Here is a 15,717-nt window from a genome sequence, read left to right on the forward strand (position 1 = left end):
AAATAATAATAAGAACAGAGGTGAACATGACAACCACACATTCAGCGGCCAGTCTGGCCGCACGACTCGATCGCCTGCCTATTCTCGGCTTTCATAAAAAATTCCTGCTCCTGGTTGGGGCAGGGATGTTCTTTGATTCTTTCGATATTTACCTGGCAAACTCTGTACTTGCGACACTCAAGCAATCGGGTTGGTCGACATTAACGCAGAATGCGACGTTTCTTTCAGCAACAGCTGTAGGGATGTTGATCGGCTCTTTGATGGCCGGTATTCTGGGGGATCGTTATGGACGCAAGTTTACCTATCAGTTCAATCTTGCCATTTTTGGCTTTGCAGCAATAGCCTGTGCCTTTGCACCGAACATGGAGTTTTTGATCGTCGCGCGATTTATTAGTGCGATTGGTATGGGTGCAGAGAATATCATCGGCTACGGCATCATCAGTGAGTTTGTTCCACCTGCTTATCGTGGGCGCTGGGCTGCACTGCTGTCGTGCATTGCGCAGGCCGGTTTGTTCTTTGCGACACTAACTGCATGGCTCGTTATTCCGACCATGGGTTGGCAGATGATGTTCATCATCGTGGGCGTTGGAGCTATTACCGTTTTAATAGCGCGGAAGAATATTCCTGAATCTCCACGCTGGCTGGCAAGCAAAGGGCGTTTTGAGGAAGCCGCGGCTGTTGTTGCGGATATTGAAAAAGGGACGGATGTTTCCAAGCTGCCACCACTGACGATTGATCGCACGACGACGCAGAATATTTCGGCAGACTACAAGACTTTCGATCCACGTTTCCGCACATCGCTGATCGTTGCTGGCATTGCCATGATCGTACAGAGCGTCTCTATCTATGGTTTTGTTGCCTGGGTGCCTACTATTCTGACCCAACAGGGCATTTCGTTGAATGCGTCTCTGCTTCAATCAGCATTCATGACTCTTGGCGGACCTTGCGGTGCTATCCTCGCTTTCATGTTGACTGACCGTATCGGCCGTCGTCCGGCAATCATTGGCGGTTCGCTTCTTGCTGCGATCGTGGGGCCACTATTTGCTTTGGTGACGTCACAGGTTGCGGCAACGGCTTTAGGCTTTGTGATGTTCACGATTATCTATTATCTCGTGTCCGTCGTTCAGGCTGGCTATCTGCCGGAACTGTTCCCGACCCAGGTTCGTATGCGTGCTACCGCAGTTGCCGTAATGGCAGGACGTTTTGCAAGCATCGGCGTTCCTTATGCAATCCTGTTCCTGCTCAATGGCTGGGGCCTGATGGCTGTCGTTGCGATGGTCTCTGTCTTACTGGTCATCCAGATCATCGCGATTGCCGTTGCCGGTGTTGAAACCCGACACAAGAGCCTCGAGGCAATTACGACAGAGACGATCACATCCCGATAAGCGCGCTGCTTGTCCTTCATCCCGGCATGGCTTCGATCAGAACTTTGCCGGGTTTGTTTTAGTGCGCATTCAAAGAGTGTGAAGCGTGCTCAGAAATCCACCTCTAAAGATGACTGCAACCGCCTGAAATCCTAAAATCCAGTGCCTTGCTCTGTATTGCGATTGCATTCGAAATGGTCCAACGTCATGCACAGTCACGAAATCCAAAAAATAATTCAGATCGCTGAGAATGCCACTCGGAATGGGCCACCATCGCGTCCGGGTAATCCTTATTTTGGCGTTGGTCCAATTACGGATGGCACAGATGGTATTCTGGCCTCTCAGCAACTCAATTTTGAATTTGGAAGATGGCTGACAGCCAATTACAGAAAATATGATGATCGGGGCCGTGATCTGGGCGGCTTCACTATCGCCGAAATTGAACAATCCATGCACCGGGGCTACCCGGCGGATAAGATCATTCTCGACATGATGCGTGAAATTCATAGTTATTTTGGTTTTTCTGAAAAGAACCGCCTGGCTGTTGGCCTCGGCGGGGGGCACAGCGGCTTCACCAGTTGCATCATGCATCTCATGAATACGTCCCCGGACTGTCAGGTATATGTTGATACGCCTGCACCTGAAGGGGATGATGCAGCTGGCGCAGGTTTTTTCCGACAGTCATGGGCAGCGCAGATTATAGAGATGCAGCGTCATGCCAAAGACGGAGATGTCAGCCGATTGCATTTTGCAGCATCCGAAGGGGCGATACCCGACACTGCATGGTTGAAAAGCAGGCGCATTCGTCTGTTTATTGGTGTCGGCCACGAAACGACTGGTGCAACAAGTTACAGTGCAGCTGATATTCGCAATCTTTGTGACTGGCTTGATGCTGACCCGCATAATCATCACGCCATTTTGGATGCCACGTCTCTGTTAGGTGCAATGGCGTGGGAACCGTCACTGATCAAAGCCGTTATGGAAAAGTGTTGTCTTTTTACACCACTGCAGAAAGCTATTGGTGGCATTGCGGGCTACTTCGTAGCGTCATTCACGCCACATGCTCTCGCTCTCATTGGTCGCAATCAGCAAACTCTATCATGGTTTATTCCGCGACAGCTGCGACTAACGGCACCACTAGACCCGAAACGGCCACTTAGCAGTCAGTCGAGTGTTGAAATCGGACCATTTTATGATCCGGCTTCCGATAAAATGCTGGGCGGGGTGATTAATACTTTTAGCGTTTTGGCTTTTGCACGCACGACCTTCGGTTTGATGCGTGTTAAGAGTAGAATTGGCAATGTTGAAGCCTTGAACCTCGCGTCAATACGCAATCGTGATGTGATCGCGAACTGGACGAAGACCAGTACATTGTTGTCATTGTCGGTCAGCGATGTCGAACGTCGCGGTGCTGCGGTTACATTGTTGAGCGTAAATGACGCGGATATTACTGATCCTGAAACCCATGCCCGGATCCTTGCAAAAGCAAAAAGTTTGCTGGGCTATGAGGGCATAACCCATGCCAGTGGTCGTCATGAGGCGGGGCTTTGTGCAGCATTTTATATCAATGCTTTTCCTGGGACACCGGGAGATTTCCGTGCATGGGTTGGCGGAGTGCGCAGTGAAGAGGACGTTCTGCTTCTGCTGGAAAATCTGCAGTATGCCTGGCAACGTGCGAAGATTGTCGTTTTGCAATCTGACAATGATAGCACGGTCACAGCAACAGATATTACAGGCCACATACGTCGTGAACTCGATATATCCATTTCTTCAGATCATGCCGAGCAGTTGTTGGAACTACGCAAAAATGCCGAAGATATTGCGGCCTTATCCGTTGCGATGTTGGCGTGCCGGGCTGATGAATATCCTGAGTTAGTCAAAGAGCTTACCGCACACTTGCGACGGCTTTCTTGCTCAGCAGCCGCTGTTAATCCGATTCTTGCTCGAGCTTAAAAGCTGGGAAAGACAATCAATGGCGGTCAATTATGAGAAAGTAATTCTTCGTTGAAAAAAGTACTTATTTGCGATCTGGTTGGTTTAAAACTTAATCAAAATGGTTGCCCGGATCATTCTGAGGTGGCGGACTTTGTCCACGCGCAGGGGGGCGTATTTCATATCGGCGGCGTTCTGGAGAACGCAGCAGAAGCGCGTGCTGATGCCGTTAATTTCTATTATTTGCCGCATCTGTCTTCGGATGAAGAAATGATGCAGGCAGGAAATGGAAGTTATGATGCTGTTATTGCTGCTGCAACCCTCATTCCATCACAAGCACAGTTTGGTCTTGGCGGTGTACGGATCGGTGCGGGAACGGGAAACATGGGATCGGCCTCATGGGGCGGTAGCACCGGTGCTGGCGGTAACGCGCCGCTGATGAATACGCCGGGCAGTAACAGCCGTGCCACAGCACAGATGGTCATGAAGGCGATACTGAGTGTGGCGCCTGATCTGCCGCTTGATGATCTGCATGATAAGGTTCTGACCGGGCGTTTTGATACGCGGTTTCATATTCAGGCCTACCCGACAGAAAAACTTGAAGGTAAACGACTTACTGTCCTTGGATTTGGTAATATTGGCCGTGAGGTCGCAAGGCTCGCAAAAGCTTTCCGGATGCATGTAACTGTCTATGCGCGTTCTGCGCACAAAAAGCGAGTTCTTGCTGAAGGTTTTGATTACAGCGATGATCTGGTTGCAGCTTGCAGCAATGCTGACATTCTGAGTGTCCATGTTGGTCTCGGCCTGCGTGACGAAACCAGTGGCTTGTATGGGAACTTCGCAATTGTCAGCGCTTCAGTGTTAAAGGCGATGCGTCCCGGAGCCATTATTGTAAACTTTGATCGTGGAGAGGTCGTTGATGTTGACGCGCTGTCGGATGCGATGCGATGCGGCCAGGTGCGTTACGCTTTTATTGATGCAGATATTTTTCGCGATACGCAAACGGGTCACTTGAGTGGACCGTTAGCTCCTTATATTGAACCCGCCCGCCAACTTGGCGGCAGAATGAAGCTTTATCCGCATATTGCTGCTGATACCGATCATCCGTCACGGGTTGCGGGTGCAAAACAAGCCGTTTTGCAGATTATCGAAGCCATACGTGACAAGCGTGTTCGTAATCTGGTCGGTGATCTCCCAGATGGTTACACATGCGCTGTTGATGACATCGCGCACATAGCTGAATGAGCATTTGCATGATTGCCGATACAAAGACATTCTTTGATAGCCTTTTCCGCGCGGCCGTAGCTGCGGCAGACCCCGCTCTAAGTATTTGCAAGTTTTTGCCGTCGAGACCAAAAGGTCGGACGATTGTGATCGGCGCTGGAAAAGCGTCATCACAAATGGCGGCAGCACTTGAGAATAACTGGCAGGGCCAACTCGAAGGTGTAGTGGTCACGCGCTATGGATATGCTGCGCATTGTGAAAAGATTGAAATCCTTGAAGCTGCTCATCCTGTTCCTGATCAAGCCGGCTTGCTCGCATCACAACGCCTGTTCGAGGCGGTATCTGATCTTACAGAAAATGATCTGGTAATCGCCCTGGTATCGGGCGGCGGTTCTGCCTTACTGCCAGCGCCGCCAGAAGGCATGTCACTGGCCGACGAGATTGTAATCAACGATGCACTGCTTGCCTCCGGTGCTCCGATTGCCGCGATGAACACTGTTCGCAAGCAGCTTTCTAAAATCAAAGGCGGCAGACTTGCGCTTGCAGCATGGCCTGCGAAACTTGTCACGCTTGTCGTCTCGGATATTCCCGGCGATGATCCGGCTCTTGTGGCATCAGGGCCGACCATTGCAGATCAAACAACACGTGCAGACGCGCTCAGAATTATTGATGAGTATAAGATAAGGCTGCCCAAATCGGCAATCCGTCATCTCTCTTTTTCCGAAGTGACTGCGCCGTTGCCATATGATGAGCGTTTGCGAAATCATCGGGCTGAGGTGATTGCTTCTGCAGCACTTTCGCTCGAAGCCGCTGCCAAATATGCGCGAAGGCAGGGCATTGAGGCGGTCATTCTTTCGGATTCTATCGAAGGAGAGGCAAGGGACGTAGCCGGGGTCCATGCGGCTATTGCGCGTGAAATTAAGCTACGCAATCGACCTTTTCCTAAGCCCATTCTGCTTTTGTCTGGAGGCGAGACCACAGTGACCCTTCGAGGGAAAAGTGGCAAAGGTGGTCGCAACAGTGAGTTTCTGCTGGCACTTGCCATTGCTTTGCAAGGTTTAGACGGCGTGTGCGCTTTCGCGGCTGATACGGACGGTATTGATGGTTCCGAGAGCAACGCTGGTGCGTTTGTAACGCCGGATACACTTGTGAGAATGCGAGAGGCGGATGTGGATCCTGGTGCGTCATTATCCGGTAATGACTCCTGGACAGCATTCAATTCAATTCAGGATCTTTATATGTCAGGGCCTACCGGGACCAATGTGAATGACTTACGGGCTATCTTAATTACATGACAGATCGGGATTCGTAGCGTCCTAAGCCCGTAAAAATTTCAATGTTTGAAATGCTTAACTGGTTATAACATGCGAACCCGTTAAAGCGAATACACCCTTTGATGTTATCTTTTGCGCATTAAAAATAAAAATATTGATCGAGAGCTTCTAAGCATATTGAATAGTCTGTGTCGTTGTTTGTAATATAAATGCTGTTAAGCGCCGTGATTTATAATGCTTCTGAAATTTGTATTGCGAGGTTTCAGTGACTGAAGATCAGACTTTCAAAAAAGATGATGATAACAGCGCAAGCAGTGGACTGCACTCCGAAAGCATGATCAGGCCTGTTCTGTTATTTGCGGGTCCCATTGTCGCAATCGTAATTGCTCTTTTAATTTATTTTACTGGTGGTCGTACGGTCTCGGAAAACGACAGCTATGTCGGCGCGCCCAATGTGACTATTGTCGCCCAGGTTTCAGGTCGGGTCACCCATATCACTGCTGTTGAGAATGAGCATGTTGCCATTAACTCCACTCTTTTTGAAATTGACCAGGATCTTTATCGCATAGCACTTGATCAGGCTAAGGCACAGGTTCAAGCCGCGCGTGAAAAGCTGGATGGCCTTGCATTAACATATAAACAAAACTTAGCTGCTGTTGAACAAGCTAAAGCTGATGTCACATATGCACAAGGTGAACTTGATCGTGCTCAACAGCTTCGCCAAACTGGAGTAGGAACTGTACAAGCTGCTGAAGAGGCGCGGCGGAACCTGCGCGTTGCACAGGATCAGCGGATAGCGGCACAAGACGCAGCCAATTCGACTCTCGCCTTACTCGGCGGGTCTGTAGATATTCCGGTTGAACAACAAGCAGAATACCTGCAAGCAATGGCAATGCAGGAAAAGGCGGCTTGGAATTTAGGTCAGGCCATAGTGCGTGCACCGTTTGATGGTATCGCAACACAAGTGGATAATATTCAGATAGGAACTTACCTCGTGCCGGGCCAGGCGGCCTTCACACTTGTCTCAACGGAGTCGTGGGTTGATGCCAATATTAAAGAGACAGACCTCGCTCATATTAAAGTGGGTAATTCTGTCGATATTGTCGTTGATAACTATCCTGATCTGAAACTCCATGGGCGTGTCGCGAGTATTTCCCCAGCGTCCGGCTCTGTGTTCTCGTTGCTGCCGCCGCAAAACGCGAGTGGTAACTGGGTGAAGGTTGTGCAACGCATTCCCGTTCGTATTTCAATTGAAGATCGTCCAGATGATGTTCTTTTGCGGGTGGGCTCAAGCGCCAGTGTAACTGTTCATACGGGATATCGCCGGACGCTAAAAACTTTGATGGCTGATCTGGCCAGCATAGTGAATTTTTAATGGCGGCGCCGTTGGTCGAAAATCAGCAGGCCGTCGGATCGCGACGAGTTGCGATAACACTCTGTGTTATGGTTGCGACGCTAATGCAGGCCCTGGACTCTACCATCGCAAATGTTGCTTTGCCCTATATGCAAGGAGCGTTGTCAGCCACAAGCACGCAAGTTAACTGGGTTTTGACATCTTATATCGTTGCTGCTGCCATCACGACCCCGGCGACTGGCTGGCTGGAAGAAAGATTTGGCCGCCGCCGCCTGTTCATAATTTGTATCATTGGGTTTGTGGGCGCGTCCATGCTATGCGGAACCGCTACCAGCCTGACGGAGATGGTCGTATTTCGTCTTATCCAGGGAGTGTTTGGTGCGCCATTGGTTCCCCTTGCTCAAGCAACACTCTTAGACACTTATCCTCGACGCATTCAGGGGCAAGCGATGGCCATGTTTGGCCTTGGGGTTATGCTTGGGCCGATCCTGGGGCCAACTTTGGGCGGTTGGCTTACTGAGTATTATGACTGGCGTTGGGTTTTCTATGTAAATGTGCCGATTGGAGCGTTCGCTCTATTTCTTGCCGTAGGATATCTGCCGAAACGACCATCTAACCCTAACGCTCGCATTGACGCCTTTGGGTTCGCGACACTCAGCCTTGCAATAGCCTCGCTGCAATTGTTTCTGGATCGCGGACAGGAACTAAACTGGTTCCAATCTGTCGAAATTCGTTTTGAATTTGGGCTATTCATTTTGGGCTTCTACCTCTTTATTGTTCACACTGCCACTGCAAGGTCTGAAAGCTTTATAAATCGTAATCTGTTTGTTGATCGAAACTTTGTTGTTTCGCAATTTCTGATTTTCGTGGTTGGCGCTGTTCTACTCGCAACCCTTGCGATGTTGAGCCCATATCTGCAGGAGTTATTGGATTATCCTGTTTTGACAGCCGGTATAGTGCTCGCTCCCCGCGGCATTGGAACTATGATTGCAATGATCTTAGTTGGTCGCTTAATTGGGAAGGTTGATATTCGATTACTATTGGCCGCAGGTTTTATGATGACCGCTTACTCGTTGTGGGAAATGAGTAAGTTCACTCAGAATGTGTCGGAGGCGACGCTTATAAGGACCGGCATTATTCAGGGTTTTGGAATAGGGTTTGTTTTTGTCCCGATGTCGACTGTTGCATTTGCTACTCTTCCTGACGCGTTAAGAACACAAGGCACAGCTTTCTATAACCTTGTCCGAAATATCGGTTCCAGCGTGGGCATTTCTGTGATGAGTTTCTTACTCGTTCAAAACCAACAGATCATACATTCATCATTGGCTCGGGATGTCTCACCATACTCCCGCGCCCTTCAGCAATTAGGCAGCACAGTAGATGTGTCCTCTTTGCAAGGGCGAGCAGAGATAAATGGGCTTGTTAGTGTACAGGCCGAAGTGATCGCTTATGCTGATTGCTTCCTGTTGATGATGTATGCCAGCTTAGCTGCATTGCCGTTGATATTACTATTGAGGGGTAATGATCGTAGTTAGCGATGGATGCCATCAGCGCAATTATCAAGTTAGCTATGCTGCGTAACTTCCAGACGATTTTGCGTCATCATCACGTACTAACAGCTTGCCTGGAAGGTGATGTTGCTTAAGGCCTATAGACGTGAGCATGTAAAAAAGATGCTTGATGATGATCAGTTTAGCATAGGGCGGTTAGCTGTCGCCTGTTTCCCATTCCGAAGTCCGGTTGTTACCCTCTGGAGGCTTTCCTGGCTAAATTTAACGGCTTAAGTTGCAGACGTTTCTCTTTTCTGGCGATATCACGTCAGACATTGCAATCGGTGCTGTTATTTCCTACGAGTAACCATTCACCAGAAGTTCAATTGTTCTTAGGCTCATGGCAACAAAATTTCATATTCGTCGATTTTACATCGCTATATCGAATAGCCAGTCGGCCTTCCCACTGATGATGGACGCCCGGTCTGACGATGCCATTGGGTTGCTGTTCCTTTAGGCGCAGCGACCCCAGAAAATCCAATCACCCAAAATTATCAAAGTTCTACCTTTTTAAAGGTAGTTCCATGGTTGGGATTTATCATGGCTATTTGGACTGAGATTGCTCGCACCAGTAACATTGCTGGCGACGAGATACTATTGCGCAGGCGAGATGATATTTACGAGATCCGTTTTAATGGGCTCGAACTTATGTCGAATATAAACGTTCGGTCAGAAACCGTTCTTGCTGAACGTTCACTAAGAATACTAAATCATTCACCGCAAAATGTTCTGATTGGCGGCCTTGGAATGGGCTTTACGTTAAGAGCCGCACTCGACGTTTTGCCGGAATATACAAAGGTCACTGTGTGCGAATTTGTTCCTGCAATAGTTGAATGGAACCGGCACCGCATCGGGCATCTTACAAATTATCCACTTAACGACACTCGGGTTGAAGTCGTTGTTGGTGATGTGATGCAGACATTGATTGGTAGCCGCTCACAGTTCGACATGATTTTGATGGATACGGATAATGGGCCGGATTTTCTGGTCAGAAAAGATAATGATGCTATCTACGCGCAAGACGGTCTATCGGTTGCCATAGAGGCTTTAAGGCAGGGTGGGGCAGTAAGCTTTTGGTCGGCAACAGCATCTGATATGTTCGAGCGGCTTCTTGATATGATGCAGCTTGAATGGGAACGTCACGACGTATGTCTGATGAGCGGTCGCGCAGATGCTTTCCATTACATCTATTTTATTACAAATGACGGAGCTGCAACGCGTAAAATCGGCAGAAGACGGCAAAAAGCGTTAGCTGAATATATTATATAACCAGAAATACGGGGCGGCTGAGTGGCCGTCCCATTCTCTCGCTTACCTCCTTCTTTATATCTATTCGGGCGCTGTCTGGGGAAGGAGCAGCAATTAACATTCACTGACCTGCGTTTCGCAGGTATAGCAATCATTCAGCCGTCGATCCGCCGGTCCTTCCCGAAAAATATCGCGTTTATTCTTACTTCATCAGATTCTGAAGGAGTAATGGAATGCGCGGCGCGGATATTTTGGTGCAAATGTTGATTGGTTACGGTGTCGAGACAATCTTCGGAGTGCCCGGCGATACCAATGTGCCTCTCTACGAAGCATTGCAGCAGCGCGAGGGCGAAATCCGCCATATCATGGCGCGCGATGAACGCTCTGCTGGTTATATGGCCGATGCCTATGGTCGCTTTTCTAACAAGCCGGGTGTGTTTGAGTGTCCGTCGGGCGCGGGCGCCATGTATTCGTTGCCACCTGTCGCTGAATCAAACGGTTCATCCGTTCCGGTCATCCTTTTGACGATTGATATTCCGTTGCCGGGCGAAGGTCGTGGTGTTCTAACGGAGCTTGATTGTGCCAAACTGTTCGAGCCAGTGACGAAGCTCTCAGTGCAGGTGAAATCTGCCGATAAGTTACCTGAAATCATTCGCCGTGCCTTCCGTGTTGCCTGTTCTGGCAAGCCGGGTGCAGTGCATCTGCAAATTCCAGAGGATATGTTGCTGGCCGAAGTCGATCCTGCACGCATCTCGCTTCATGTTGAAGAAGAGTGCAAGACCTTTCCTGCCTTCCCCACACTGCCGCCAAAGCAAAAACTCGATGAACTTCTCGAACTTATTGCAAAGGCTGAGCGCCCATTGATCGTCGCGGGTGGTGGTGTCAACCGTGCCCATGCCGGAGGACTTATTACCAAACTCGCCGAGCGTTTTGATATTCCAATGTGCACCACCATGACAGGGCAGGGTGCGATTGACGATGACCACCGTCTCGCGATCGGTGTGATCGGTGACAATGGTTATCACCCTCATGCAAACTGGGCGCTGGAGCATTCCGATTTTACATTGTTTGTCGGATCGCGGATTGGTTCTGTGGTAACGATTGGTTGGACTTTCCCCAAAATCACTCTCAACCGTCGTCTTGCTCAGATTGATATTTCGCCCGAAATTATGGCCAATAATTATGAGAACCTGCTTTCTATTCAAGGCGATGCATTGCTGGTTCTGGATGAATTGTTGCAGATTGAGCAAAAAGACGAGCCTAAAAGGCATGACAGTTGGATTGAAGAACTGAATGCGCATCGCCGCACATTCTGGGAGCATGCTGAAGAAGCCTTGAGCGATGAACGGGTGCCTTTGCGCCCTGAACGTGTTGTGCGCTCGTTTAACGAGGCGCTGAGTCAGTCAGGCCAGCCAGCATTGATCTATTCAGATGCTGGTACGCCAACGCCCTATATGACGCGCTTCCTGAAGATCAATGATCGTGAAACGCGCTTTGCTATTCCGCGTGCTTTTGGTGGTTTAGGTTCGGCTTTGCCAGCAACGGTTGGTGCGTGGCGTGCTGACCCCGATAAGCGACCAATCGGAATGTTTGGCGATGGTTCCTTTGGGATGACAGTGGGTGAATTGGAAACGTTGGTGCGATTGCAGGTGCCTGCACTTCTGATCTTGTTTAACAACGGAACGTTCGGCTGGATCAAAGGCCTTCATCGCCTGAAAGGGCATAATCAATGTTTCGGTGTTGATTTTCTGGCACCAAAAGGACAGGCGATTGCCGAAGCGTATGGTCTGAAAGCATGGACCGCCAAAACAGCAGATCAGCTGGATGCCGCTATGTCCGAGGCATTCGCCTGGAAAGATGGCCCGTGCTTTATTGATATTCATGTTGAATCGATCGCTGACCGTGTTCCGCCCGTTTATTCGTGGCTTTTAAAACGCGGTGAAGACCCGCTCAACTTAAAGCCCGTTGAACGCTCTTATATCTGAGCACCTCACGCCACAGGCACTTGATGTCTGTGGCGTTTTGCTTCTGCGATGAACCAGTCGCGAAACAGGCGGACGTTTTTCGATCCTTGGCGCGCTTGTGCAGAGCACAGAAAATAGCTTTCTCCTGATGTCTGAACACGATCGAGCGCCAGCTTGAGCTTTCCGGAGCGCAATTCGTCCTGCACGAAAATTTTGGGCGCTATCGCAAGCCCCATCCCCGCAACAGCGCATTCGATAATGATGTCATGCGTTGGAAGGCGTGGTCCAAAGATGCGCTTGTTATAATGAATACCCGCGCCACGCAGCCAGTGCAGCCATAGGCTCGGCCTGTTTGAATTCTGGATCAGTGGAAAATCGAGCAGTTCTACGTCTCCGTTCAGCCCATTCTCGGGCACAACGTCGGGCGAGCCAATCACGACCAGTTCTTCATCGAAAAGCAAGTGGCTGCGGACATTCGCCCAGTTGCCGATACCACGCAGAACCGCGAGATCAAGGTCGGATTTGCTCCAGTCGAGATCATGGGAGCAGGGAAACACTTCAAACCATATTTGCGGATGCGATCTCGCGAAGGTGCTGATAATGCCCGGCGCCCATTTGCGCATCAGTGTTGGTGGTAGGCCAACTTTGAGCAGGCTTTGCGTTTTATAGCCGCGCACCGCATCCATCGACACTTCTTCAAGCTTTGCGAGGATGCGCGAGACTTCTTCGTAATAGCTTTGCCCTTCTTCCGTTAAAACCAGTCGCGGCCCTGCACGCTCGAAAAGCTTAAGCCCCAGAAAAGATTCAAGGTTTTGAATCTGACGGCTAACGCCGCTTTGCGTCATGCCTAAGTTTTCGGAGGCCCGCGTGAAACTGAGATAACGCACAGATGCATCGAAAGCATGCAGTGCGGAGAGGGAGGGAAGAAAACGGCGCATCGGGTTTCCTCAAAATTTCATCATGAGTTTAAGTCATGACTAATCCAATTTTCAATGCTTTTATTTGATGAGAAAGAGCCGCATTCTCATTAAAAATAAAGATAAGGGAACACGATGGACTACGGTGATAGCATCGACCGAAATCTGGTCAGTATCCTGGAAGAGAATGCACGGCTTCCTGCAAGTGAACTGGCGCGGCGCGTGGGTCTTGCCCGATCAAGCGTTCAAGAGCGCATTGGCCGTCTGGAACGACGCGGTGTCATATTGGGCTATCGCGCGATCGTTCGTCGGGCAACAGACGATAACAGCATTTCCGCCTATTTGTTTATCACGGCTGCGCAACGTATCGCGCAACGTCTGTTTGCGACATTGCGTGCTTACCCGGAAATCCTGACTGCCGATGCGATCAGTGGGCCGGCCAATATTATGTGTCGCGTTCATGTTGGCTTTCTTGAGGATCTGGAAGCTTTGATTGAAGAGCTGGCACAGATAGAAGAGATCGAGAACGTTAGTTACTCGGTGGTACTTTCCAATAAGTTTAATAGAGAAAGCAGCCTGGCGCATTCAAGCGCCCAATAATGTTCGACGGAATGCTCGGTCAAAAAAGAGGGAAACAACAATGAACAGACGTAAATTTATCCAGACAACGCTTTTGGGTGGCACAGCAGTGATGCTGGCACCTAGTCTTTCATGGGCCGTTGAAGAAGGCGCGACGCTTAAAGCGATCAAAGATCGGGGTGCATTGCGCATCGGCGTTTTTAACGGCACCCCGCCTTATTATCAGAAAAATCTTGCAACCGGCGAATGGGATGGTTTCTGCGTTTCGATGGGCAGGGATTTGGCTGAAAATATTGGAGTCCCGCTGGAAATGGTCGAAACCACCTGGGGCAATTCCGTTATGGATCTTCAGAGTGGCAAAATCGATATCATGTTCGCACTGAGCAATAATCCTGAACGCGCGAAGACCGTCGATTTTACTGAAGCGATGATGGACAATGTCTTCACTGTCATCACCAACAAAGACCGCGATGTTAAAACGTGGGAAGAGCTGAATAAGCCGGAAATTCGCGTCACGGTTGATCTTGGTTCCACGCAGGATCTTTTTGCCCGTAAAACATTGCCCAATTGCACGCTGGTTGCGCTTAAAGGTGCGGATGAAACCGTTATCGCCCTGCAATCGGGTCGGGCCGATGCAATCGTTCAGGTCGCACTGATGTCTGTAGTGACAGCGCATAAGCTGGGCGACAAATTTAAAGTGTTTGTTCCAGAGCCATTGGATAGCCAGCCGACCACGATTGGCGTGCGCAAAGACGAGAAGGGCGAATTCCGCGACTACGTTGACGTTTGGCTCAAGAAGCGTCGTGAGGACGGAAAGGTCAATGAGTGGATCGTCAGCAGTCTTTCACTTGTCGGCGTGCAGCCATCTGATCTGCCACCAACGCTGAAATTCTGACGCGTCAACCATCATGCAGTTCGAGCAGAAAACACTCGGTGTCATCATGCTTGACACCGACTTTCCAAGGCCGCCCGGAGACGTCGGAAATCCGGCATCATGGGATATGTCTGTGCGGTTCAGGAAGGTCGTTGGAGCGTCAGCCGATAAGATAATCCGTCAACGAGGCGCTGGATTGATCGAAGACTTTGTTGAGGCTGGCAATGCTTTGATCATTGAAGGGTGCAATGCGCTGGTCACGTCTTGCGGTTTCATGGCGCGGCATCAAAGTGTTTTAAGTGAGAGACTATCGGTGCCGATGGCAACGTCCAGCTTGCTGCAATTGCCGATGGTGAAAGCACTGGTTGGTCAGACACGCAAAGTCGGTGTGATCACCTATGATGAAGCGAGCCTTGATGAGGCAATCTTCCTGGCTTGCGGTGCCGACATCAACACACCACGGATCGGCATGCCAGACGGCGGCGCATTTCGTGAATTAATCGAAGGCAGTGGGATTTACGACCGCTCTGCCCTCGAAGCTGAAATCATCCACGCGGCGCAGCGATTGCAGTCACAAGAACCAGATCTTGGTGCCGTAGTGCTCGAGTGTACGAACATGCCGCCATTCGCACAAGCGGTCGCAAAAGCCTGTGGCGTGCCGGTGTTCGATATTCTGTCGCTTGGGCACTGGCTGTTCAGCTCAACGTCCTCCCGTGCCTTTGCCGGGATGTCAGAAAGAGTGAATTAATGGACTATCAATGGGACTTTTCCGGCCTGTGGCAATATCGGGGATTATTTGCCCAAGGTCTGGCCTACACTGTCGGTTTCACAATTATAACGGTTATTTCCGGCATCTTGGTTGGCACAATTTTCGCTCTCGGCAGACTTTCCGGTAATAAGATTATCACCGTGCCTATTATGACGGTTGTAGAAATATTCCGTTGTACGCCGGTGCTGGTGCAGCTTGTCTGGTGCTACTATGCGCTCCCCATGCTGATCGGCCTTGAAATCTCGCCAGCCATGGCGGCTTTTCTTACGCTGACGTTTTATGGTGCTGCATTTTACGCGGAAATCATCCGCGGCGGCATTGTTTCCATCGATGCAGGGCAGTGGGATGCCGGACGCGCTATCGGTATGCGCCGCGGTCAATTGATGGGCAAGATTATTCTGCCGCAAGCACTCCGCCGCATGGTGCCACCGCTGGTCAACCAGTCTGTACTTCAGCTGAAAAACACATCGCTTTTATCGGTCCTTGCAGTACCCGATCTCCTATACCAGGGCCAGCTTGTGACATCGGCGACTTACCGTCCGCTTGAAACCTACACCTTGATTGCAGTGCTTTATCTCGCAGTTCTCTTCCCTCTCACACGCCTCGCTCATGGGCTGGAAGGCAAGCTGAAATGACGTATCGAATGAAGCAAGCAAGCCTTGTGGAGA

Annotated in this window: 13 protein-coding genes; 12 read left to right on the plus strand and 1 reads right to left on the minus strand. The window is 50.1% G+C overall.

Translation table 11 applies throughout. The annotated features are described in order from the left end of the window. Positions 1-26: 26 nt before the first annotated feature. The 8 genes from J2782_RS16530 to J2782_RS16565 all read left to right on the plus strand — a co-directional run bounded on the left by J2782_RS16530 (position 27) and on the right by J2782_RS16565 (position 11,931). On the plus strand, positions 27-1,385 hold the full coding sequence (locus J2782_RS16530; protein ID WP_310014557.1) for an MFS transporter: 1,359 nt from the start codon (positions 27-29) through the stop codon (positions 1,383-1,385). A 186-nt stretch (positions 1,386-1,571) separates the two neighbouring features. Then, positions 1,572-3,317: a hypothetical protein gene (locus tag J2782_RS16535; RefSeq protein WP_404989662.1), complete on the plus strand. Its 1,746-nt coding sequence runs from the start codon at positions 1,572-1,574 to the stop codon at positions 3,315-3,317. Positions 3,318-3,440: 123 nt separating this feature from the next. Next, a complete protein-coding gene (locus tag J2782_RS16540; RefSeq protein WP_310014559.1) occupies positions 3,441-4,541 on the plus strand; it encodes an NAD(P)-dependent oxidoreductase in 1,101 nt (366 codons plus the stop codon). Between the two features lie 8 nt (positions 4,542-4,549). Beyond that, positions 4,550-5,815, plus strand: coding sequence for a glycerate kinase type-2 family protein (locus J2782_RS16545; RefSeq protein WP_310014560.1), 1,266 nt, complete (start codon positions 4,550-4,552; stop codon positions 5,813-5,815). A gap of 244 nt (positions 5,816-6,059) precedes the next feature. Continuing rightward, positions 6,060-7,169: an HlyD family secretion protein gene (locus J2782_RS16550; protein WP_310014561.1), complete on the plus strand. Its 1,110-nt coding sequence runs from the start codon at positions 6,060-6,062 to the stop codon at positions 7,167-7,169. Further along, positions 7,169-8,683, plus strand: coding sequence for a DHA2 family efflux MFS transporter permease subunit (locus tag J2782_RS16555; RefSeq protein WP_404989663.1), 1,515 nt, complete (start codon positions 7,169-7,171; stop codon positions 8,681-8,683). Before J2782_RS16550 ends, J2782_RS16555 begins: the two co-directional genes overlap by 1 nt. Before the next feature lie 555 nt (positions 8,684-9,238). After that, positions 9,239-9,967 (plus strand): spermine/spermidine synthase domain-containing protein, encoded by a 729-nt coding sequence (locus tag J2782_RS16560; protein WP_310014564.1) that lies wholly within the window; start codon positions 9,239-9,241, stop codon positions 9,965-9,967. A gap of 212 nt (positions 9,968-10,179) precedes the next feature. After that, complete coding sequence (locus tag J2782_RS16565; protein WP_310014566.1) at positions 10,180-11,931, plus strand: thiamine pyrophosphate-binding protein; 1,752 nt, start codon at positions 10,180-10,182, stop codon at positions 11,929-11,931. 5 nt (positions 11,932-11,936) lie between these two features. Here the strand turns inward: J2782_RS16565 and J2782_RS16570 are convergent, their stop codons facing one another. Further along, a complete protein-coding gene (locus tag J2782_RS16570; RefSeq protein ID WP_310014569.1) occupies positions 11,937-12,848 on the minus strand; it encodes a LysR substrate-binding domain-containing protein in 912 nt (303 codons plus the stop codon). A 114-nt stretch (positions 12,849-12,962) separates the two neighbouring features. On the opposite strand from J2782_RS16570, the gene J2782_RS16575 reads away from it, so the two are divergent. From J2782_RS16575 to J2782_RS16590, 4 genes are read left to right on the plus strand one after another with little or no spacing between them, the layout of a single operon-like run. After that, positions 12,963-13,427, plus strand: a complete 465-nt coding sequence (locus J2782_RS16575) for an Lrp/AsnC family transcriptional regulator (RefSeq protein ID WP_094507580.1) — start codon at positions 12,963-12,965, stop codon at positions 13,425-13,427. 40 nt (positions 13,428-13,467) lie between these two features. Continuing rightward, on the plus strand, positions 13,468-14,301 hold the full coding sequence (locus J2782_RS16580; RefSeq protein WP_310014572.1) for a transporter substrate-binding domain-containing protein: 834 nt from the start codon (positions 13,468-13,470) through the stop codon (positions 14,299-14,301). Between the two features lie 13 nt (positions 14,302-14,314). Further along, positions 14,315-15,028 (plus strand): aspartate/glutamate racemase family protein, encoded by a 714-nt coding sequence (locus J2782_RS16585; RefSeq protein ID WP_310014574.1) that lies wholly within the window; start codon positions 14,315-14,317, stop codon positions 15,026-15,028. Next, on the plus strand, positions 15,028-15,684 hold the full coding sequence (locus tag J2782_RS16590) for an amino acid ABC transporter permease (RefSeq protein ID WP_310014576.1): 657 nt from the start codon (positions 15,028-15,030) through the stop codon (positions 15,682-15,684). The genes J2782_RS16585 and J2782_RS16590 overlap by 1 nt, the downstream gene beginning before the upstream one ends. Positions 15,685-15,717: the final 33 nt, after the last annotated feature.

It is taken from the genome of Brucella pseudogrignonensis, assembly GCF_031454375.1.
GTDB lineage: Bacteria > Pseudomonadota > Alphaproteobacteria > Rhizobiales > Rhizobiaceae > Brucella > Brucella pseudogrignonensis_A.